This is a genomic window from Flavonifractor sp. An10, from assembly GCF_002161215.1.
In the GTDB taxonomy this organism is placed as follows: Bacteria; Bacillota; Clostridia; order Oscillospirales; family Oscillospiraceae; genus Flavonifractor; species Flavonifractor avistercoris.
In genome coordinates this window covers 21,185-42,960 of the sequence record NZ_NFMB01000004.1, presented here as the reverse complement: position 1 = coordinate 42,960, position 21,776 = coordinate 21,185, and the positions used below count along the sequence as shown (strand labels likewise).

Sequence of the window (21,776 nt, the reverse complement as noted above, 5' to 3'; positions counted from 1 at the left end):
CCGCAGGCCGCCCCTACATCCATATCCACAGGGGCGGATATCATCCGCCCGCCGTTTCGCCATCCGGCTCCGCCCGGTGGAGGGCCAGCAGCCGCTCCGCCCCCGGGGTCTTTCCCAAAATGCCGTACTGGTTGGAGAAGAACAGGGCCTCGATGGCCAGCCCCTCCCCCGCCCGGCGCTTCAGCTGTCCGTCCAGGGCCTCCCCGATGGAGGCCATCACCGGCCCCAGCAGGCCGGCCTGTTTCAGCAGCTCCACCCCCGCGTCGGTGGTGAGGCTGTCAAAGAGGGCCCGCAGCAGCGCCCTGTCCGCCCCGGCCAGGGCGGCGTGGGCAGTGAGGGTCTCCCGCCGGGCGTCGGCGGTCTTGGAGTGGGTGTTCATGCACCCGGCCGCCGCCTTGATCAGCTTGCCCAGGTGCCCCACCACCAGCACCGAGCGGAACCCCGCCCCGGCGGCGTGGTCGATGGCCGCCCCCAGGTAGTTGCTGCACATGCACCAGCGGTGCAGGTTCAGGCCCAGCACCTCCCTGGCGAAGCTCTCCCCGTAGTTGCCGGGGGTGAGGAGCAGATCCTCCACCCCCGCCGCCCGCCGCTGGTCCATCTCCAGGTAGAGGGAGTCGATCAGGGCCGCCTCGCTCATGGGCCTCACAATCCCGCTGGTGCCCAGGATGGAGATGCCCCCCACGATGCCCATCCGGGGGTTGAAGGTGCGCTTTGCCAGGGCCTCCCCCTCCGGCACGGAGATCACCGCCCGCAGGCCGCCGGTGTACCCGGCTTTGGCGGCGGCGCTCTCCAGCTGCTCCGCGATCATCCGCCGGGGGGTGGAGTTGATGGCCGCCGCCCCCACCGGCTGATCCAGGCCGGGCAGGGTCACCCGGCCCACCCCTTCGCCGCCGTCGATAATAATGCCGGGGGTGTCCGCCCGCTCCACCCGGGCGAAGATCAGCGCCCCGTCGGTGACGTCCGGGTCGTCGCCGCCGTCCTTGCGCACCGCGCAGGCGGCCCAGCCCTCCCCGGCGGCGTGCCGGAGCAGCTCGGCCTCCACCGCCACCCCCGCCGGGGTGGCGATGCGCACGGCGGGCAGGGTCTCGCCGGTGAGCAGCCGGGCCGCGGCCCCGGCGGCGGCCGCCGCGGCGCAGGTGCCGGTGGTGTAGCCGCAGCGCAGCTTCTGCCGCCCCACCGGGATATAGAGCTCCAGCTTTGCCACACAGACACCTCCTGACAACAAAAAAGATCCTCCTCGGCTGACGAGGAGGATCCTTGCATCCCTTTTGCATCCCTGCTGTCGGGGTCTGCCGCACCTCTCCACCTCAGAGCTACGCCGGTTCGCACACCACAGCAGGTCTCCTGGCTTGCGTTTCCTCCTCCGGCGCGCCTTCTCGGTTCTCTCTGAGAACCAATGGCCTGTGCGCCTTTGTCCACGCTTACAGTAGAGGTAAGACTGCGCCGGATTTTCACCGGCTTCCCGATGCGCGACTCCGCCGCGCACTGCGGGTGCATTGAATTCCCTGCTATTATAGCAGGATGCGGGGCAAAAGTAAAGGCGGGGTTTCAAAATTCCCTGCGGGGGGCCGCCAGCAGGAAGCGGATGCCCGCCGTCAGCAGGGAGGCGCCCAGGCCGGTGTAAAACACGGCGATAAAGCCCTCCGGCGCCAGGCCGCTGGCCCGCAGGCCGATGCCCAGCGTCATCATCAGGGCCATGATCAGGAAGGACTTCCGGTCAAAAAAGCGCCAGAACCACTGGCGCACGGCGCCGTAGCCGCGGATTCGCACCGTGTGCCGCCGCACCAGCGGGCCGAACACCCTCCCCTGAAAAAGGGCGAAGACCAGCACGGAGAGGGCGATGCTCCACACCGCGGCGTGGCCGGGGTAGGCCAGCAGCCCGATGCGCAGGATGTTGACCCCCGCCGCCCCCCACACCAGTCCGGCCAGCAGGAGCAGCGTCTCTTTTTTCACCAAATCGGGTTCCCCCTTGTCTCAGATCTCATGTTCCGCGCCGCGGCGGGCGCGGGGACTCTTCAGCGGTAGAGCAGCCGCCGGAGCACCTGCTCCAGCCCGCCGCAGCTGTCCGCCCCCCGGCTCAGCTGTCCCAGCAGGCTGTCCAGCACAAAGGCGGCCAGCTGCTCCCTGGTGAAACAATCGTCAAAGGCGGCGGGCGATACGGCCCGATCTTCCTCCAGCGCCCGCAGCAGCATCCGGCGGAGCTGCCCCAGGGTCTCCTCCATGGCCTGGCGGCCGCCGGCCTGCCCCTCCGGCAGGAAGCCGGCGGCGTGTCCCCGGAAAAAGCCGGGGTACTCCCCCGCCCCGGTTCGGATGCGGCGGAACAGCCCGTGGACGCAGAAGACGAAGTCCTCCGGCGGTTCCGCCTCCGGCGCGGACAGAATCTGCCCCCAGATCTCCTCCACCGTGGCGGCCATCAGCTCCGCCTTGCCGGAGAAGTAGTTGTACACCGAGCCCACGGAGACCTCGGCCTCCGCCGCCACCGCCCGGATGCTCAGGCCGTCCAGCCCCTGCCGCCGGGCCACGGCCCGGCTGGCGGCCAGCAGGGCCTGCCGGGAGGTAACCGCCGTATTCACGCGCCTCGCCCCCATTCTGAACAAAGTTCATTTTAGCAGATCCTGCCCTTCTGTCAACCGGAAATACGCAGAAATCCCCGGCGCGGGCAGTGCCCGCGCCGGGGATTTTTCCAGGCTACCGGTTTTTTCTTACAGATAGCTCTTCAGCTTCTCCACCATGTCGGTGTGCTCCCAGGGCAGGTCGATGTCGGTGCGGCCGAAGTGGCCGTAGGCGGCGGTCTGCTCGTAGATGGGGCGGCGGAGATCCAGGTGCTCGATGATCTTGGCGGGGCGCAGGTCGAAGTTCTCATTGACGATGGCGGAGAGCTTCTCCTCGTCCAGCACGCCGGTGCCGTAGGTGTCCACCAGCACGGAGACGGGGTGGGCCACGCCGATGGCGTAGGCCAGCTCGATCTGGCACTTGCGGCACAGGCCGGCGGCCACCAGGTTCTTGGCCACGTAGCGGGCCATGTAGGCGGCGGAGCGGTCCACCTTGGTGGGATCCTTGCCGGAGAAGCAGCCGCCGCCGTGGGCCGCGGAGCCGCCGTAGGTGTCCACGATGATCTTGCGGCCGGTCAGGCCGGTGTCGCCCACGGGGCCGCCCACCACGAAGCGGCCGGTGGGGTTGACGTAGAACTTGGTGTCCTTGGTGATGTACTGGGCGGGGATGATGGGCTTGATGATCTCCTCCACCACGGCCTCCCGCAGATCCTTCAGGGCGATGTCGGGGTCGTGCTGGGTGGACACCACGATGGCGGGGCAGGAGAGAACCTGTCCGTCGTCGCCGTACTCCACGGTGACCTGGCTCTTGCCGTCGGGGCGTAGCCACTTGAGCTGGCCGGACTTGCGCACGTCGGCCAGGCGGCGGGACAGCTTGTGGGCCATGGAGATGGGGGCGGGCATCAGCTCGGGGGTCTCGTCGCAGGCGTAGCCGAACATCATGCCCTGATCGCCGGCGCCGATGCGGTCGGCCTCGTCGGTGCCGCCCTGCTGGAGCTCGTAGGACTCGTTGACGCCCATGGCGATGTCGGGGGACTGCTCGTCAATGGCGGTCATCACCGCGCAGGAGCGGTAGTCGAAGCCGTAGGCGGGATCGGTGTAGCCGATGCGCTCCACAGTGCGGCGGACGATGGAGGGGATGTCGGTGTAGTGCTTGGTGGTGATCTCGCCCATCACCGTCACGATGCCGGTGGTGGTGAAGGTCTCGCAGGCCACATGGGCCGTGGGATCGGCGGCCAGAATGTCGTCCAGGACGGCGTCGGAGATCTGGTCGCAGACTTTGTCGGGATGTCCCTCGGTGACGGACTCCGAGGTGAACAGACGCTTTGCCATGTTATAATTCCTTCCTTTCTGACTGTGAGCGCAAAAACGCGCTCCGCCGGATGGCGGAGCGCGCGGAGCTCATCCATCCTCATCTTTCGATTACCTCGCCGGATTTGGCACCTTGCATCGCAGGTTGCCGGGTTTCATCGGGCCGTTCCCTCCACCGCTCTCGATAAGGCTATTCAATTGACTGTCATTATTCTACCGGCTTTTCTCCTGTTTTTCAATAGACAAAACGGGACATATGTATAGCCGGCCTCCGGCCCCCGGTTTTCACGCCTTCCAGCCGTTGAGATACGCCTCCTGCTCGGGGGTGAGGGTGTCGATGGACAATCCCATGGCGGCCAGCTTCACCCGGCCGATCTGGTCGTCGATCTCGGCGGGCACCTGATAGAGCTTTTTCTCCAGGCCGTCCCGGTGCTTCACCAGCCACTCCAGGGCCAGGGCCTGGACGGCGAAGGACATGTCCATGATCTCGGCGGGGTGGCCGTTGCCGGCGGCCAGGTTCACCAGCCGCCCCTCGCCGATGACGTTGAGCACCCGGCCGTCGGACAGGGTGAAGCCCTCGATGTTCTCCCGGCGCACCTCCCGGCGTACGGCCATTTTCGCCAGTCCGGCCACATCCACCTCGCAGTCGAAGTGGCCCGCATTGGTGAGGATGGCGTTGTTCTTCATCACCTCGAAGTGCTTCGGGGTGATCACGTCCTTGCAGCCGGTGACGGTGACGAACACGTCGCCGTATCTGGCGGCCTCGTCCATGGGCATGACCCGGAAGCCGTTCATGGTGGCGTCCAGGGCCTTGAAGGGATCCACCTCACAGACGATCACGTCGGCCCCCATGCCGCTGGCCCGCATGGCCACGCCCTTGCCGCACCAGCCGTACCCGGCCACCACCACGGTCTTGCCCGCCACCACCAGGTTGGTGGTGTGCATGATAGCGTCCCACACGCTCTGGCCGGTGCCGTACTTGTTGTCATAGTAGTGCTTGGCCTTGGCGTCGTTCACCGCCATCATGGCGCAGGGCAGGATGCCCTCCCGCTCCCGGGCCTTGAGGCGGAGGATGCCGGTGGTGGTCTCCTCACATCCGCCGAACAGGTTTTCCGCCAGATCGGCGCACTTGCCCCCCAGCAGGTGAACCAGGTCGCCGCCGTCGTCCACGATCAGGTGGGGCTTGAATTTGATGGTCTCGATGAGCAGCCGCTCATACTCCTCGGCGCTGACGCCGTGGACGCCGAAGGTCTCCACCCCCAGATCGGCCAGGCCGGCGGCCACGTCGTCCTGGGTGGACAGGGGGTTGGAGCCGGTGAGGTGCACCTCCGCCCCGCCCTTGGAGAGCACATAGCCCAGGTTGGCGGTCTTGGCCTCCAGGTGGACGGACACCGCCACCCGCAGCCCGGCAAAGGGCTTCTCCTTCTCAAACCGGGCCTCGATGCCGCCCAGGGCGGGCATGAAGTCCCGCACCCAGCCGATCTTCCTGCGCCCGGAGGGGGCCAGGGACATATCCTTTACAATACTCATGTTTTTCCTCCTTGGGGGGCGGCCTCCGAAATGCCGGGCCCGTCCCAGAAATCCAGGGTGAGCAGGGGCTCTGTTTTGCGGAAGGCTTTGACACGCTGGTGGATGGCCGCCAGCTGCTCCGGCGTGGGGGGCCTGGACGGCCCGTAGGCCGGGCAGGAGAAGAACCAGCAGAACTTGGCTCCCACGCCGATGACCGTGTCATAATATGTCTTGGTGGCCACCTGGTCGGCGTTGTCCGCCGTGCAGCCGCAGGCCACCCCGAAGGGCAGCCGGTACCGCCGCAGCAGCTCCGCCGCCCGCCTGGCGTCCTGGGGATCCACATCCACCCGGATGGCGGGGAACAGGTTGCACACCCGCAGCAGATCCACACACAGCTGCTCGGTAATGGACTGGGGGGGCGTAAAGGCGGCGAACACGCAGTCGCTGTGCTTGTTGCACAGGGCGATGGCCTCCTGCTCCTTAGCCAGGGGGTCGCCGCTGCTGACGATAAACAGGTGGCAGCCCTGGGCCTTCCGGCGCTCCACCGCCTCGTCCATGCTGTCAAACTCCAGGGAGGGCCGCACGCCGTAGATGGAGGCGCCGCAGCCGGCGCAGTCCATGGCGCAGGGGAAGGAGGGATCGATGAGCACCGACCATGGGGCGTCCTCCTGATTCAGCTTCCCCGCCGCGCTGCGCTCCGGCCACTCCAGCAGGCCGCCGTGGATGACAAAATTCTCAAAAATCTTCTTGAGCACCCGGTTGTCAATGTCGGTATACATGCTCTTGATGAGCCGGTGCCAGTTGTTCTCCGGGTCGGTCATGGCCTTGTGGAACAGCTCCCGGTAGGCGGGGCTCAGCCGTTCCTCGGTATATTTGTCCACCCACTCCATCAGGCGGGGAAGATTGGCATCCGGATCCCGCTCCAGGTAGTCCAGCGCCCGGGTGATCCCAAAGGCCTTGATGCTGGCCGGCAAGCGCATGGGCACACACTCCTTTCCCGCCGCGCGGGGCCGCGCAAGCTGCAAGATTACATCGTCGTTCCTGGAATAGGAGTATTATACCGCAGTTCGCCCCAAAGCGCCATAGACAGATTTCCCGTTCTGGCGGAATTTCTCAGGTATGCCGCCCGGAAATCTTTCCTGGGCCGCCGGCTTTTTGCCCCGCCGCCGCCGGCAGGCATGTTTCCCCCGGACAGCCCGTATATATGGGAGGAGAAAGGGGGCGGCCGGCATGGCGATGGCGGTGATCTGGACGGGAATGGTGGCGGCATCCATCCTCTGCGGCCTGGCCACGGGAAACGGGCCGGCGGTGGCGGCGGCGGCCATGGAGGGGGCGGCCGCCGCGGTGGAGCTGTGCCTGTCCATGGCGGGGGTGCTCTGCCTGTGGATGGGGGTGATGGAGATCATGAAACGCTCCGGCCTGTCGGAGGGGCTGTCCCGGCTGCTGCGGCCGGTGCTCCGCCGGCTCTACCCCGACTTCGCCCGGGACAGGGCGGTGATGGACAGCATCTCGGCCAACGTGTCGGCCAACCTGCTGGGCCTGGGCAACGCGGCCACCCCCCTGGGCATCCAGGCGGCCCGGCTCATGAGCCGTCGCTCCCCCGGCCGGGCCTCCGACTCCCTGTGCATGCTGGTGGTGTGCAACACCGCCTCCATCCAGCTCATCCCCACCACCGTGGCCTCGGTGCGGCTGGCCGCCGGGTGCGAGACCCCCTTCGACATCCTGCCCGCCGTTTGGCTGGCCTCGGCCCTGTCGGTGGCGGCGGGGATCACCGCGGCCAAGGTGTTTGGACGTATCTGGAGGGACTGACATGAGTCTGTTTTTCACCATGCTGGTGCCCCTGATCATGGCCGCCGTGGCCCTGTACGGCATGGCCCGCCGGGTGGACGTGTACGACGCCCTGGTGCAGGGGGCCGGGGAGGGCCTGGGGGTGCTGGCCCGCATCGTGCCGCCCCTCATCGGCCTGCTGACGGCGGTGTACATGCTCCGGGCCTCCGGCGCCCTGGAGCTGGCCGCCCAGGCCCTCTCCCCCGTGCTCTCTCTCCTGGGCATCCCGCCGGAGACGGTGGGGCTGCTGCTGGTGCGGCCGGTGAGCGGCTCCGCCGCCCTGGGGGTGGGGGCGGAGCTGATTGCCACCTACGGCCCCGACTCCGCCGTGGGCCGAACGGCGGCGGTGATGCTGGGCTCCACCGAGACCACCTTCTACACCATCGCCGTCTACTTCGGCGCGGCGGGCATCGTCAAGACCCGCTACGCCGTCCCCGCCGCCCTGTGCGCCGATCTGGCCGGCTTCCTGGCCGCGGCCTGGGCCGTGCGGGTGATCTTCGGATAGACAACGCGCGGGCGGCCATGTGACATGGCCGCCCGCATCCGCATTTTGGCTTACACAAATTCGTAGTCGGCGAACTTGTCCTCGCCCTGCTTGTTGTCCTTGGTCTCCCCCACGAAAGTGCCCATCACATGGCAGTCGGGGCAGTAGCCGAACTCCTCGTCGCTGCTGCCCTCCAGCTCATAGCGGTACTTCTTGCCGCACTGCGGGCACTGGTAGAAAAAGTAATAGGTTCCCCAGGTCATGCTTCCGTCTCCTCCTTCTCCTTCTGGATCTCGGCCCGCCGGGCGTCCCGGGCGGCGATGGCCTCCGCCAGGGTCTTTTTCGGCCGGGCGTTCATGGTCTCCCGCCACCGGAGCAGCCAGGCGCGCAGCGCCTCCAGCCCCTCCTCGGTGAGGGGGAACTCCTGCGTCTCCTCCACCCTGCTGTCCCGGAGGCTCCACGGCCCCTCCCACACCTGGGCGGTGAGGCGGGGGTTCTCCCCCGTGTCCGGCTCCACCCGGCAGCGCAGAGCGCCGCCGCTGGCCGTCCAGAAGTTGCCGTTCTCGAAGTGGGAGAGCACCGGCAGAAACAGCTCCTCGTCCATTCTGTCCTCCTCATACGCAAAAAGGATGGTATGATCATACCACCCTTTTTGGCATTTTTCAATTCTCGCTGTAGCGGGAGAGGAACTGCCGGGTGCGCTCCTCCCGGGGGTGCTCGATGACCTGCCGGGCCTCCCCCTGCTCCACGATCACGCCGCCGTCCATGAAGATCACCTGGTCGGCCACGTCCCGGGCAAAGGCCATCTCGTGGGTGACGATGATCATGGTGGTCTTCTCCTCCGCCAGGGAGCGGATCACCTTGAGCACCTCTCCGGTGAGCTCGGGATCCAGGGCGGAGGTGGGCTCGTCAAAGCACAGGATGTCCGGGTGAAGGGCCAGGGCCCGGGCGATGGCCACCCGCTGCTGCTGCCCGCCGGAGAGCTGGTGGGGGTAGTGCCCCGCCCGGTCGGCCAGGCCCATGCGCGAGAGCAGCTGCCGCCCCTGTTCCTCAATCTCGGCATAGAGCTGCTTGTGGTTCTGTTTGAAGTCCTCCCGCTCCTTGGCCAGCAGCCGGCCCGCCAGGGTCACGTTCTCCAGGGCGGTGTACTGGGGGAACAGGTTGAAGGACTGGAACACCAGCCCGAAGTGGAGGCGCTTGCGGCGCACCTCGCTCTCCCGCTGGGTGGCCGGGTCGGCGGCGTCGAAGAGCACCTGCCCCCCCACCGTGATGCGCCCCTGATCGGGCCGCTCCAGAAAGTTGAGGCACCGCAGCAGGGTGGTCTTGCCGCTGCCCGAGGAGCCGATGATGGCCAGGGCCTGGCCCTGCTCCAGCTCAAAGCTGATATTCTCCAGCACGCGGGTCTTTCCGAACCGCTTCTGGATGCCCTCTGCCTGCAAAATTGCCATGTCCCCGCCTCCTCCTACACCCGGAAATAGTTGAGTTTCTTTTCCAGCCAGTTGAACAGGATGGTCAGCACGCCCACGAACACCAGGTAGAACACCGCGGTATAGAAGAAGGGCCAGACCAGGCCCCCGTTGGTGCGGAAGGTGCTGCCGGCCCGGATCAGCTCCACCACGCCGATGGTGTTGGCCAGGGAGGTGTCCTTCACCAGGGTGATGATCTCATTGGACATGGGGGGCACCACCCGCTTGACCATCTGGAGCAGGGTGACGCGGAAAAAGATCTGCCCCCGGGTCATGCCCAGCACCTGTCCGGCCTCCCGCTGGCCCTGGGGCACCCCCTGGATGCCGCCCCGGTAGATCACCGAGAAGTAGCAGGCGTAGTTGATCACGAAGGCCACCACGGTGGCGGTGATCCGCCCCTGGGTGCCGGAGCCCCAGGGGTTGGTTCCCATGACCATGCCGGGCACGTAGAAAATAACCGCCAGCTGAAGCATCAGGGGGGTGCCCCGGATGATCCACACCACCACATCCACCAGAGCGCTGACGGGCCGCAGCCCGGCCAGTACGCGGAGCCACGCCGGACTGTCCGCCCGGGCCAGCCCCCGGAAGGGGGCCCACTTGCTCATGGAGCCCAGGGCCACCAACAGCCCAAGGGGCAGGGCGAATACCAGGGTCAGGGCAAAGATCTCCGCCGAGGTGCCGAAGCCCTCCAGCAGGGTGCGCGTCACCGTCCAAAACATGTCCATCCCTCATTCCGTCTGTGTTCCGGCAGGGCCGGTCAAAGGCAGAGGGCGTCTTGCAACGCCCCCTGCCTTTGTGCTCTCTTGTTTCCGTCCCTTACTCCTGGGGGACGATGTTGTCGGAGATGCCGTACTGCTCGGCCAGCTCCGCGATGGTGCCGTCGTCGTAGAGCACCTTGAGCTGCTCGTTGATGAAGTCGGTGAGGTCAGAGCCCTTGCGGCAGCCCACGCCGTAGTCCTCCTCGGTGAGGCGGACGGTGTAGGTCAGGTCGGGGTAGCTGGTGCCCTCGCCGATCATGGCGCCGGCCATGAGCAGATCCACGATGCAGGCGTCGGAGGTGCCGGAGCTGACCTCCATCAGGGCGGTGGCCTGGTCAGACACGGACACATAGGTCAGGCCCGCCTCCTGGGCCGCGGCCTCGCCGGCGGAGCCGGCCTCCACGGCGAAGTTCAGGCCGGACAGGCTCGCCGCGTCCTGGTAGTCCCCGGCCACGTCGGCCTTGAGCACCACCACCTGGGCGTTGGTGGCATAGGGGTTGGTGGCGGAGGCGCCGCCCGTGATCTCGTCGGTGATGGTCATGCCGTTCCACAGGCAGTCCACCGTGCGGCTGTCCAGCTCCATCAGCTTGTTGTTCCAGTCGATGACGCTGAACTCCACGTCCACGCCCAGGGCCTCGGCCACCTTGCGGGCCAGGTCGGCGTCAAAGCCGATCCACTCGCCGTTCTCGTCCTGGTAGTCCATGGGGGCAAACTCGGTGATACCCACCACCAGGGTGCCCTTGTCCTGGATGTAGGCCACGTCGCTCTCGGCGGCGGGGGTCTCGCTGGTCTGGGCGGCGGTGTTCTCCGCCGCGGGGGACTCGGAGCTGCCCGCCGGGGTGTCCGCGGTGCTGGCAGTGCCGCCGCCGCAGGCGGCCAGGGACAGGGTCAGGCCCAGAGCCAGGGCCAGCGCAGTCAGTTTCCGTTTCATATCCATCTTCCTCCAAACTGCAAGAGTGTTGTCGCTTTCGTATATTACCACACTAAAGTGCTGTTGTAAAGAGGAAATCCCGAAAATTTTCCCACCGGCAAAAAACGGGGCCCTGCGGTATAGAACCGCCCTGGATTCCACATCCTCTGAAACAGAGATTTGCAAACGGAGGCGTGATACCTGATGAAACAACTGGCCGCGGCCCTGCTGGCCGCCGCGTTCCTGATCCTCCCCGCCCGGGCCGCGGAGCAGCCGGCGGCGGGTGCCGCCGCCGGGGCCCCCGCCGTGGACGCCGGCGCGGCGGTGCTGATGGAGAAGGAGACGGGCACGATTTTATATGAACAGAACCCCCACGACAAGCTGGAGCCCGCCAGCGTCACCAAGGTGATGGCCCTGCTGCTGGTGCTGGAGGCGGTGGACGACGGCCGCCTGGCCCTGGACGACATGGTGTCCGTCTCGGCCCACGCCGCGTCCATGGGCGGCTCCCAGGTCTACCTGAAGGAGGGGGAGCAGATGAGCGTGGACGACATGCTCAAGGCCGTGGCGGTGGTGTCGGGCAACGACGCCGCCGTGGCCCTGGCCGAGCATCTGGCGGGCAGCGAGGAGGCCTTTGTCTCCCTGATGAACCAGCGGGCGGCGGAGCTGGGCATGGCGGACACCTGCTTTGTCAACTGCACCGGCCTGCCGGCGGCGGGGCACCTGACCTCTGCCCACGACATCGCCGTCATGAGCCGGGCCCTGCTTCAACACCCCAGGATCCGGGACTACACCACCATCTGGATGGACTCCATCCGGGGCGGGCAGTTCCAGCTGGCCAACACCAACAAGCTCATCCGCTTCTATGAGGGGGCCACCGGCCTGAAGACCGGCTCCACCGACTCGGCGGGGTACTGCCTGTCCGCCTCGGCGGAGCGGGAGGGCATGGAGCTCATCGCCGTGGTGCTCAAGGCGGACACCTCGGAGAAGCGGTTCGAGAGCGCCAAGAGCCTGCTCAGCTACGGCTTTGCCAACTACACCCTCACCGACGTCTACCCCAGCCAGGCCCTGCCCCCCGTCGACGTGCTGCTGGGGGAGGCGGACACGGTGCAGCCCGTGCTGGCCCAGTCCAGCCGCATCCTGGTGGAAAAGGCCCGGCTCAACGAGATCACCACCGAGCTGCGGCTGTGTGAGGACGTGGAGGCCCCGGTGGAGGAGGGGCAGAAGCTGGGCGAGATGGCGGTCTATGTGGGCGATGAGGCGCAGCAGACCATCCCCATCGTGGCCGACCGGGCGGTGGCCCGGCTCACCTTGCCCGGCATCTTCTCCCGGTTCCTGAAAACCCTGTTCATGGCCGGCTGAGGCCGGAGACCCCGGTTCGACATCCTTCTCGAAAAAGCCTCGCAGAGCTCGCGCCCGCAGGCGCGAAAAAATGGAAATCCGTTTTCTCCGGCGACACAAGGTGAATTGCCCCGAAGGGGCAAGAGAGACTGTCGATAAACCCTCCAGCCAAAGGATTCGGAGGGAAGGATAGTGTGAAAGGGAACCGTCAGGGTTCCCTTTCGCGTTGGATCAAATAACTTTTTGAAACTTTTTTGAAGTTTCAAAAAGTTCAGCAGCCTGTCGAAAAGACTTTTTCGACAGGCTGATTGCCCCGAAGGGGCAAGAGAGGGCCCCATGGGGGGTGTGCATCGGAGAAAACATTTCTCAGGCCGCAAGTGTGGGATTTGTCCGCCTGAAGCGGGCAATCCTGCGCGCGGCGGACTGCATCCTGCTCGAAAAAGTGGCTTTGCCACTTTTTCGACATCCTTCGCGGGAGGGGCGGCTTTGCCGCCCCTCCCGTCTGCGCAGGTTCCCCAAATGGCCGCCGCTGCACCTGCTGAAATTTTACACTGGTTTTTCATACATGTCTTGACTACTCGGTTCGCTTGTTGTATAATTTACACAAATAATTTCCATTGCTTTTGGAGTTATTTTATCACCAATGACAAGGATCTCTGGTTTACTCCCCCTTGATTTTGGAGATTTTTGCCAATAAGGAGTGTTACCTATGGCTTTTACAAAGGATAATGAGGCCCTGGCGCAGTTTTCTGCCGGGGATTCTGTCCGCGCGCAGGAGTTCATGGGCGCCCACCCCGCCGTCCGGGACGGCCAGGAGGGCTGGGTGTTCCGTGTCTGGGCTCCCCATGCCAAGCAGGTGGCCGTCATGGGCGATTTCAACGGCTGGAGCGAGGATGCCAACCCCATGGAGCCCCTGGACGGCGGCGTCTGGGAGGTCTTTATTCCCGGCCTGCAGCAGTATGACACCTATAAATACGCCGTCCACACCCCCTCCGGCCGGGTGCTGGCCAAGGCCGACCCCTACGCCTTCCACGCCGAGACCCGCCCCGGCAACGCCTCCAAGCTGTACGACCTGTCCGGCTACCAGTGGGGCGACCAGAGCTGGATGGACTACCGGGCCAAGAACCCCATATACAGCCGCCCGCTGAATATTTATGAAGTCCACCTGGGCTCCTGGCGGCGCACCGGCGACGACCAGATGCTCTCCTACCGGGACATCGGCAAGTACCTGGTGCCCTACGTGAAGGAGATGGGCTTCACCCATGTGGAGCTGCTCCCCGTCACCGAGCACCCCCTGGACGCCTCCTGGGGCTATCAGTGCACCGGCTATTTCGCGGCCACCAGCCGCTTCGGCACCCCTCACGACTTCATGTGGCTGGTGGATCAGCTCCACCAGGCCGGCATCGGCGTGATCCTGGACTGGGTGCCCGCCCACTTCCCCAAGGACGCCTTCGGCCTGTACGAGTTCGACGGGGAGGCCTGCTACGAGTACGCCGACCCCCGCAAGGGGGAGCATGCCGACTGGGGCACCCGGGTGTTCGACTACGGCCGGTATGAGGTGCGCTCCTTCCTCTTCTCCTCCGCCCTGTTCTGGCTGGAGCAGTATCACATCGACGGCCTGCGGGTGGACGCGGTGGCCTCCATGCTCTACCTGGACTACGGCCGGCAGGACGGCCAGTGGGTGCCCAACGTGTTCGGCGGACACGAGAACCTGGAGGCGGTGGACTTCCTTCAGGCCCTGAACACCCATATCTTCAACGCCCATCCCGACGTGATGATGATCGCCGAGGAGTCCACCGCCTGGCCCCGTGTGTCCCACCCGGTGGGGGAGGGCGGCCTGGAGGGCGGCCTGGGCTTCAACCTGAAATGGAACATGGGGTGGATGAACGACATCCTCCACTACATCAAGCTGGACCCCTATTTCCGGCAGTACAACCACAAGGACATCACCTTCTCCTTCTTCTACGCCTTCTCGGAGAACTTCGTGCTCCCCCTGTCCCACGATGAGGTGGTGCACATGAAGGGCTCCCTCATCAACAAGATGCCGGGCACCGACGAGGAGAAGTACGCCGGCGTGCGGGCCTTCTACACCTACATGCTCACCCATCCGGGCAAGAAGCTGCTGATGATGGGCAGCGAGTTCGGCCAGTGGAACGAGTGGCACTACGAGCACTCCCTGGACTGGCACCTGCTGGGCATGGACAACGAGGACGGGGAGCGGCACCGGAAGCTCCAGGCCTTCTTCAAGGCGGTCAACGCCTTCTATCTGGAGCACCCGGAGCTGTGGGAGCTGGACTTCTCCTGGGAGGGCTTCGAGTGGATCGAGGCCGACGACAACCAGGCCAACACCATCGCCTTCCTCCGCAAGGACAAGAAGGGCAACCCCCTGGTGGTGGTGTGCAACTTCTCCCCCGTGGATCGGACGGGCTATACCATCGGCGTGCCGGCAGCCGGCACCTACACCTGCCTGTTCAGCACCGACGACCCCGCCTTCGGCGGCGCGGGCCGGGGCGATCAGGCGCCGGTGAAGAGCCAGTACAACCCCTGCCACGGCAAGGAGCAGTCCATCACCCTGGCTCTGCCGCCCATGAGCGCGGCCATCTACAAGTGCACCCGCAAGTTCCCGCCCCGCCGCAAGAAGGCGGAGGCCGCCCCCAAGGCGGAAAAGGCCGCCAAGGGCACCAAGTCCAAAAAGACGGCCCTGGCCGCCAAGGGGTCGAAAAAGCTGCCCGCCAAGGCGGAAAAAGCCCCGCTGCCCAAGAAAGCGGAGAAGGCCCCGCTGCCCAAGAAAGCGGAGAAGGCCCCGCTGCCCAAGAAAGCGGAGAAGGCCCCGCTGCCCAGGAAGGCCGAGAAAGCGCCTCTCCCCAGAAAGGCGGAGAAGGCCCCCGTGCCCGCCAAGGCCGAAAAACCGGCCAAGAGCCCCAAGAAGGCGTAAGCCTATCCCATCGCGGATTTCCAGTTCAAACGCTGAGGTGATAAGAAGTGAAAAAGGAATGTGTCGCCATGCTGCTGGCAGGGGGACAGGGCAGCCGTCTCCACGCCCTCACCAGCCACGTGGCCAAGCCCGCGGTACCGTTTGGAGGAAAGTACCGCATCATCGACTTCCCGCTGTCCAACTGCATCAACTCCGGCATTGACACGGTGGGCGTGCTCACCCAGTACCGGCCCCTGGAGCTCAACGCCTACATCGGCAACGGCGAGCCCTGGGATCTGGATCGCTCCTACGGCGGCGTCCACATCCTGCCCCCCTATATGCGGGAGGGCGAGAAGGGCACCTGGTACAAGGGCACGGCCAACGCCATCTATCAGAACATCAACTTCCTGGAGACCTACGACCCTGAATACGTGCTCATCCTCTCCGGCGACCACGTGTACAAGATGGACTATGCCCAGATGCTCCGCCGCCACAAGGAGGCGGAGGCGGCCTGCACCATCGCGGTGCTGGAGGTTCCCATGGCGGAGGCCCCCCGCTTCGGCATCATGAACGTGGATGAGAACGACGACATCTACGAGTTTGAGGAGAAGCCCAAGAAGCCCAAGAGCAACCTGGCCTCCATGGGCATCTACATCTTCACGTGGAAAAAGCTGCGGGAGTATCTGGTGGCCGACGAGGCGGATGAGAAGAGCTCCAACGACTTCGGCAAGAACATCATCCCCGCCATGCTGAACGCCGGCGAGAAGATGACCGCCTACCGCTTCCAGGGCTACTGGAAGGACGTGGGCACCATCGACTCCCTGTGGGACGCCAACATGGATATGCTCTCCCCGGACAACGGCATTGATCTGTACGATAACGAGTGGCCCATCTACGCCCGCACCCCCATCCGTCCCCCCCACTTCATGGGCAAGGACGCCAGGGTGACCCACTCCATGGTCACCAGCGGCTGTGAGGTCTACGGCACGGTGGAGAACTCGGTGCTCTTCCACTCTGTCATTGTGGAGGAGGGCGCGGTGGTGCGCTACTCCATCCTCATGCCCGGCACGGTGGTGAAGAAGGGCGCCGTGGTGGAGTACGCCATCGTGGCCGAGGAGTCGGTCATCGGCGAGAACGCCCGGGTGGGCGCCTCCCCCGACGGCAGCGAGGACTGGGGCATCGCCGTCATCGCCCAGCATCTGAGCATCGGCCCCAGCGCCGTGGTCTCCCCCAAGGCCATGATTACCCGTAACGTGAAAGGAGGTGGGGTGAAATGATGAAGACTCTGCACGGCATCATCTTCGCCTACCTTTCCAACCCGGATCTGCGGGAGCTGACCCAGAACCGCAACACCTGCTCCATCCCCTACGGCGGCCGGTACCGGGTGATCGACTTCATGCTCTCCAACATGGTCAACGCCGGCATGTCCGACGTGGGCCTCATTGTGGACGCCAACTATCAGTCCCTGCTGGATCACGTGGGCTCCGGCAAGGACTGGGATCTCTCCCGCAAGCACGGCGGCCTGCGCATCCTCCCCCCCTTCGGCTACTCCGCCGGCAAGCGGGAGGGCGCCTACCGGGGCCGCATGGACGCCCTGGCCGGCGTGCGCTCCTACCTCCAGAACATCCGGCAGGACTACGTGGTGCTGGCCGGCGGCGATCTGGCGGTGAACCTGCCCCTCAACGACATCTTTGAGGCCCACATGCGCAACGACGCGGACATCACCGCCGTGTGCACCAGCCGCCCCCTGGGTTCCCCCAAGAACTGCGACTACTTCACCATCGGCGCCGGCGGGCGCATCACCGACGTGTCGGTGCATCCCCCCATCGCCCAGGGTTGCGAGTCCCTGGAGGTCTACGTACTGTCCAAGGAGCTGCTGCTCTCCCTGGTGGATCACTGCGCCGCCCACAACATCCCCTCCTTCAGCACCGGCGTGCTCCAGGGCATGGTGGGCCAGCTGAAGATCTGCCCCTACGTGTTTGACGGCTACGCCGCCCGGCTCCAGTCGGTGGCGGGCTACTTCGCCCGCAGCATGGATCTGCTGGATCCCGCCGTGCGCGCCGATCTCTTCGCCCCCGAGCGCCCCGTGCGCACCAAAGACCGCTCCGACCCCTCCACCTATTACGGCCCCGAGGCCAAGTCGATCAACTCCCTGGTGGCCGACGGCTGCATCATCGAGGGCGAGGTGGAGAACTCCATCCTCTTCCGCGGCGTGCGGGTGGAGAAGGGCGCCAAGGTGTCCGGCTGTGTGCTCATGCAGGGCACCACCATCCAGGCCGGCGCGGTGCTCAAGTACGCCATCACCGACAAGAACGTCCGGGTCAACCCGGGCCGGATGCTGATGGGCCACAATACCTATCCGCTGTCCATTGCGAAAAACGAAATCGTGTAAGGACTCTAGGGGGGACGTTGTCCCCCCTAGATACAAAACCGCCGCGCCGCTGTGCGGCACAGCGGTTTTGATACCCCCCTCTCCCCCGCACAGCGGGGGAGGCCCTGGCCGCCGCGGCCAGGGGTATCGGTGTGCTCCGCAGGCGCATGTCCTGCTCCGCATATCCCTTCTATTGATTTCCGCCGCAAACGGCGGAAACTCTGCGAGGCGGATGAGGGGGGGGCCATCTCGAGGGTTCGAATCCCTCTCGCCGTTTTTGTCCCTCTCAACACTGACATAAGGAGAGCCTATGAACATCTTATTTGCCACCTCTGAGTGCGCGCCCTTCATCAAGACCGGCGGACTGGCCGACGTGGCCGGGGCCCTGCCCAAGGCCCTGGCCCGGGACGGCCACGACGTGCGGGTCATCCTCCCCCTCTACGAGGGCATCGGGGAGGAATGGCGCTGCCAGATGACCTATCTCCAGTGCTTCCACATCACCCTGGCCTGGCGCACCCCCTACTGCGGCCTGTTTGAGCTCAAGCGGGACGGGGTCACCTACTGGTTCGTGGACAACGAGTACTACTTCAAGCGCTCCAACATCTACGGCCACTATGACGACGGTGAGCGGTTCGCCTACTTCTCCCGGGCCGTGGTGGAGAGCATGGGCCATCTGGACTGGCACCCCGACGTGCTCCACTGCAACGACTGGCAGACCGCCCTGGTGCCCATCTACCTGCTGGAGGAGCGCCACCGCATCCCCCAGCTCTATGACACCAAGAGCGTGTTCACCATCCACAACATCGAGTACCAGGGCCGCTACGGCAGCCAGACCCTGAAGGATCTGTTCGGCCTCAACGCCGGCTACCTCAACCCCCACATGCTGGAGTACCACGGGGACGTGAACCTGATGAAGGGGGCCATCTACGCCGCCGACTACGTCACCACCGTCTCCCCCACCTACGCCGACGAGCTGCAGTACAGCTTCTATGCCCACGGGCTGGAGGGGGTCATCGCCGACAACCGCCACAAGCTGCGGGGCATCCTCAACGGCATCGACACCGAGCTGTACGACCCCTGGCGGGACAAGGGGCTGACCAAGTTCTTCTCCTACAAGCAGATGGCGGGCAAGAAGAACTGCAAGGCCGCCCTGCAGCAGATGAGCGGCCTGCGGGAGAGTCCGGACACCCCCATCGTGGCCTGCGTGTCCCGGCTGGTGCGCCACAAGGGCTTTGATCTGGTCACCGCCGCCATCCACGACATCATGGGCATGGATGTGCAGATGATCGTGCTGGGCACCGGCGACTGGAACTATGAGGAGGCCTTCCGCCAGGCCCAGAACCAGTACCCCGGCCGCTTCGCCGCCCACATGATGTACTCTCCCAACCTGTCCACCGCCATCTACGGCGGCGCCGACATCTTCCTCATGCCCTCCATCTCCGAGCCCTGCGGCCTGAGCCAGATGATCGCCATGCGCTACGGCACCATCCCCCTGGTGCGGGAGACCGGCGGCCTGAAGGACTCCGTCATCCCCTACAACAAGTTCACCGGGGAGGGCACCGGCTTCTCCTTCGCCAACATCAACGTGCAGGAGATGACCGGCGTGCTCTATGAGGCGGTGAGCCTCTACCACAACGACAAGAAGGCGTGGAAGGGTCTGCAGAAGAACGCCATGACCGCCGACTTCTCCTGGGATCGCTCGGCCAGGGCCTACGAGGAGATCTACGGCTGGATTACGGGAAAATAATCCAGTTTTACACATTCCTTACCATACTCTTTCTTGACAGTTCAGTATTTCCCGTGATAGAATGGGCGCTCCGCAGGGGTTGCACCCCTTGCGGGGCGTTCCTGTGTAGATCTCATCTGATAGGAGATGTCTGTGTTGCATAACTATACCAAAAAGGAGCTGATGACCCTCATCACCGGCAAGCTGCGCCGCAACTTCGGCCGGGACGTGGAGGAGGCCACCAGCCAGCATATGTTCAAGGCCTGCGCCATGGTGCTGCGGGACATCATGTCCGAGCGGCAGATGAAGTCCGCCGACAAGGTGGTGGCGGAGCACCAGCGCCAGGTTCACTACCTGTCCCTGGAGTTTCTGATGGGCCGCTCCCTGATGAAAAACGCCTACAACCTGGGGGTTGTGGAGCCGCTGAAGCAGGCCATCGAGGGCCTGGGCTTCTCCGCCGCCGACCTGTTCGAGGCCGAGCCCGACGCCGGCCTGGGCAACGGCGGCCTGGGCCGCCTGGCGGCCTGCTACCTGGACTCCATGACCACTCTGGAGATCCCCGCCACCGGCTACTCCATCTGCTACGAGCTGGGCATCTTCAAGCAGAAGATCGTGGACGGCCAGCAGGTGGAGCTGCCCGACAACTGGCTGGGCCTGGGCGACGCCTGGCTCATCCCCAAGATGGACGAGGTGGAGGAAGTCCGCTTCGGCGGCACGGTGGAGGACGACTGGGACAGCCAGGGCCGCCACCAGATCAAGCACACCGGCTATGACACGGTGCTGGCCGTGCCCCGGGACATGGAGATTGCCGGCTACAAGACCGAGCACGGCAACACCCTGCGCCTGTGGGACGCCAAGAGCCCCACGCCGGTGGACATGAGCCTGTTCTCCTCCGGCCAGTATCTGAAGGCGGTGGAGCAGAAGGCCATGGCCGAGTCCATCTCCAAGGTGCTCTACCCCGAGGACAACCACTACGAGGGCAAGTCCCTGCGCCTGAAGCAGCAGTACTTCTTCGTCTCCGCCACGGTCCAGTCCATCGTGCGCAAGCACCGGGCGGAGTACGGCACCCTGCGCAACTTCCACCTCAAGCACGTCATTCAGATCAACGACACCCACCCCACCCTGGCCATCCCGGAGCTGATGCGCATCCTGCTGGACGAGGAGGGGTACGGCTGGGACGAGGCGTGGTACATCACCACCCACACCATCGCCTACACCAACCACACCGTCATGGCCGAGGCGCTGGAGCGCTGGCCCCAGCAGCTCATTGAGCGGTGGCTGCCCCGCATCTGGCAGATCCTGAAGGAGATCAGCGGCCGCTATCAGGACGCCCTGACCACCTACTTCCACGGCGATCTGTCCAAGGTGGCCCCCATGGCCATCATCTGGGGGGGCGAGGTGCGCATGGCCAACCTGTGCGTGTGCGCCTGCTTCAAGGTCAACGGCGTGTCCGCCCTCCACTCGGAGATCCTCAAGAAGGACGTATTCCACGACGCCTACGTCCGCACCCCCGACAAGTTCACCAACGTGACCAACGGCATCGACCACCGCCGCTGGCTCTCCGAGAGCAACCCCGCCCTGGACGCCCTGATCCAGGAGTGCTGCGGCAAGGACAAGTACCTGCTCAAGCCCGAGGCGCTGAAGGAGCTGGAGAAGTTCCAGGACGACGCCGGCGTGCTCACCCGCCTGGGGGAGATCAAGGCGGCCAACAAGAAGGCCTTTGCCGCCTGGGTGCAGCGGGAGAGCGGCATCGTGCTCAACACCGACGCCATGTTCGACGTGCAGGTGAAGCGGCTCCACGAGTACAAGCGGCAGCTGCTCAACGTGCTGCACATCATCTACCTGTACCAGAAGCTGAAGGCGGATCCCCACTTCGACTTCACCCCCCGCACCTACCTGTTCGGCGCCAAGGCGGCCCCCGGCTACGCGGTGGCCAAGCGGATCATCCGTCTCATCAACTCCGTGGCCGACATGATCGCCAAGGATCCCGTCTGCAAGGACCGGCTCCAGGTGGTGTTCCTGGAGAACTACCGGGTGAGCCTGGCGGAAAAGCTCATGCCCGCCAGCGAGCTCTCCGAGCAGATCTCCACCGCCGGCAAGGAGGCCAGCGGCACCGGCAACATGAAGTTCATGATGAACGGCGCGGTGACCATCGGCACCCTGGACGGCGCCAACGTGGAGATGCACCAGGTGCTGGGCGACGAGAACATCTTCCTCTTCGGCCTGAAGGCCCATGAGGTTGCCGAGATGAAGGAAAAGGGCTACAAGTCCTATGAGTACTACGTCCACAACCCGGAGCTGCGGGCCGTGGTGGATCAGCTCAACGTGGGCTTCGGCGACGGCGTGACCTATGAGGACATCGCCCGCCGGCTGCTCTTCGGCGACGGCGGCATGGCCGACGAGTACCTGCTGCTGGCTGACTTCGAGAGCTACCGGGACGCCCATGTCCGGGCGGGCCTGGCCTACCGCGACCCCAAGCGGTGGAACAAGATGGCCCTGATGAACATCGCCCGATCCGGCATCTTCGCCGCAGACCGCTCCATCCGGGACTACGCCCGGGACATCTGGAACGTGCCGGTGCGCACCATCAAATAAGGATTCTCCCAGAAT

General features: G+C 65.2%; 19 protein-coding genes and 2 riboswitches. Of the genes, 8 read left to right on the top strand and 11 right to left on the bottom strand.

The annotated features are described in order from the left end of the window. Positions 1–40: 40 nt before the first annotated feature. The 6 genes from cbiD to B5E42_RS07725 all read right to left on the bottom strand — a co-directional run bounded on the left by cbiD (position 41) and on the right by B5E42_RS07725 (position 6,352). Positions 41–1,204, bottom strand: coding sequence for a cobalt-precorrin-5B (C(1))-methyltransferase CbiD (gene cbiD, locus B5E42_RS07750; RefSeq protein WP_087238371.1), 1,164 nt, complete (start codon positions 1,202–1,204; stop codon positions 41–43). A 112-nt stretch (positions 1,205–1,316) separates the two neighbouring features. Continuing rightward, a riboswitch (cobalamin riboswitch) is annotated at positions 1,317–1,505 on the bottom strand. Between the two features lie 43 nt (positions 1,506–1,548). Further along, the gene (locus B5E42_RS07745; protein WP_087238369.1) at positions 1,549–1,956 is read right to left on the bottom strand and encodes a hypothetical protein; all 408 of its coding nucleotides are present in this window, start codon (positions 1,954–1,956) and stop codon (positions 1,549–1,551) included. A 59-nt stretch (positions 1,957–2,015) separates the two neighbouring features. After that, positions 2,016–2,573 carry a TetR/AcrR family transcriptional regulator gene (locus B5E42_RS07740; protein ID WP_087238367.1) on the bottom strand — a complete coding sequence of 186 codons (558 nt, stop codon included), beginning with the start codon at positions 2,571–2,573 and terminating at the stop codon, positions 2,016–2,018. A gap of 129 nt (positions 2,574–2,702) precedes the next feature. Beyond that, positions 2,703–3,884 carry a methionine adenosyltransferase gene (gene metK, locus B5E42_RS07735; protein WP_087238365.1) on the bottom strand — a complete coding sequence of 394 codons (1,182 nt, stop codon included), beginning with the start codon at positions 3,882–3,884 and terminating at the stop codon, positions 2,703–2,705. Positions 3,885–3,960: 76 nt separating this feature from the next. Beyond that, positions 3,961–4,054, bottom strand: a riboswitch (SAM riboswitch). Positions 4,055–4,148: 94 nt separating this feature from the next. Further along, a complete protein-coding gene (locus tag B5E42_RS07730; protein WP_087238363.1) occupies positions 4,149–5,393 on the bottom strand; it encodes an adenosylhomocysteinase in 1,245 nt (414 codons plus the stop codon). Further along, positions 5,390–6,352: a radical SAM protein gene (locus B5E42_RS07725; RefSeq protein WP_087238361.1), complete on the bottom strand. Its 963-nt coding sequence runs from the start codon at positions 6,350–6,352 to the stop codon at positions 5,390–5,392. The genes B5E42_RS07730 and B5E42_RS07725 overlap by 4 nt, the downstream gene beginning before the upstream one ends. Positions 6,353–6,602: 250 nt before the next feature. Here B5E42_RS07725 and B5E42_RS07720 point away from each other — a divergent pair, with 250 nt between their 5' ends. Then, complete coding sequence (locus tag B5E42_RS07720; protein WP_087238360.1) at positions 6,603–7,181, top strand: nucleoside recognition domain-containing protein; 579 nt, start codon at positions 6,603–6,605, stop codon at positions 7,179–7,181. A gap of 1 nt (position 7,182) precedes the next feature. Then, positions 7,183–7,704 carry a nucleoside recognition domain-containing protein gene (locus tag B5E42_RS07715; protein ID WP_087238358.1) on the top strand — a complete coding sequence of 174 codons (522 nt, stop codon included), beginning with the start codon at positions 7,183–7,185 and terminating at the stop codon, positions 7,702–7,704. Between the two features lie 50 nt (positions 7,705–7,754). On the opposite strand, the gene B5E42_RS07710 is transcribed toward B5E42_RS07715, so the two are convergent. From B5E42_RS07710 to B5E42_RS07690, 5 genes are all read right to left on the bottom strand, one after another. Continuing rightward, on the bottom strand, positions 7,755–7,946 hold the full coding sequence (locus B5E42_RS07710) for a hypothetical protein (RefSeq protein ID WP_087238356.1): 192 nt from the start codon (positions 7,944–7,946) through the stop codon (positions 7,755–7,757). Next, positions 7,943–8,287 carry a hypothetical protein gene (locus B5E42_RS07705; RefSeq protein ID WP_087238355.1) on the bottom strand — a complete coding sequence of 115 codons (345 nt, stop codon included), beginning with the start codon at positions 8,285–8,287 and terminating at the stop codon, positions 7,943–7,945. Before B5E42_RS07705 ends, B5E42_RS07710 begins: the two co-directional genes overlap by 4 nt. A 58-nt stretch (positions 8,288–8,345) precedes the next feature. After that, positions 8,346–9,131, bottom strand: a complete 786-nt coding sequence (locus tag B5E42_RS07700) for an amino acid ABC transporter ATP-binding protein (protein ID WP_087238353.1) — start codon at positions 9,129–9,131, stop codon at positions 8,346–8,348. Between the two features lie 14 nt (positions 9,132–9,145). Then, positions 9,146–9,868 carry an amino acid ABC transporter permease gene (locus B5E42_RS07695; RefSeq protein ID WP_087238351.1) on the bottom strand — a complete coding sequence of 241 codons (723 nt, stop codon included), beginning with the start codon at positions 9,866–9,868 and terminating at the stop codon, positions 9,146–9,148. A 97-nt stretch (positions 9,869–9,965) separates the two neighbouring features. After that, positions 9,966–10,838, bottom strand: a complete 873-nt coding sequence (locus B5E42_RS07690; protein ID WP_087238349.1) for a transporter substrate-binding domain-containing protein — start codon at positions 10,836–10,838, stop codon at positions 9,966–9,968. 183 nt (positions 10,839–11,021) lie between these two features. On the opposite strand from B5E42_RS07690, the gene B5E42_RS07685 reads away from it, so the two are divergent. The 6 genes from B5E42_RS07685 (at position 11,022) to B5E42_RS07660 (ending at position 21,761) form a co-directional block, all read left to right on the top strand. Further along, positions 11,022–12,176 carry a D-alanyl-D-alanine carboxypeptidase family protein gene (locus B5E42_RS07685; protein WP_087238346.1) on the top strand — a complete coding sequence of 385 codons (1,155 nt, stop codon included), beginning with the start codon at positions 11,022–11,024 and terminating at the stop codon, positions 12,174–12,176. 688 nt (positions 12,177–12,864) lie between these two features. After that, positions 12,865–15,090, top strand: a complete 2,226-nt coding sequence (gene glgB, locus B5E42_RS07680) for a 1,4-alpha-glucan branching protein GlgB (protein ID WP_242967061.1) — start codon at positions 12,865–12,867, stop codon at positions 15,088–15,090. Positions 15,091–15,137: 47 nt separating this feature from the next. Then, complete coding sequence (locus B5E42_RS07675; protein WP_087238344.1) at positions 15,138–16,346, top strand: glucose-1-phosphate adenylyltransferase; 1,209 nt, start codon at positions 15,138–15,140, stop codon at positions 16,344–16,346. Next, positions 16,343–17,461, top strand: a complete 1,119-nt coding sequence (gene glgD / locus B5E42_RS07670; protein WP_087238342.1) for a glucose-1-phosphate adenylyltransferase subunit GlgD — start codon at positions 16,343–16,345, stop codon at positions 17,459–17,461. Before B5E42_RS07675 ends, glgD begins: the two co-directional genes overlap by 4 nt. Positions 17,462–17,750: 289 nt before the next feature. Then, entirely contained in the window at positions 17,751–19,187 is a 1,437-nt protein-coding gene (gene glgA / locus B5E42_RS07665; RefSeq protein ID WP_087238340.1) for a glycogen synthase GlgA, read from the top strand. Positions 19,188–19,313: 126 nt separating this feature from the next. Beyond that, positions 19,314–21,761, top strand: coding sequence for a glycogen/starch/alpha-glucan phosphorylase (locus B5E42_RS07660; RefSeq protein WP_087238338.1), 2,448 nt, complete (start codon positions 19,314–19,316; stop codon positions 21,759–21,761). The last annotated feature ends 15 nt before the right edge of the window (positions 21,762–21,776 follow it).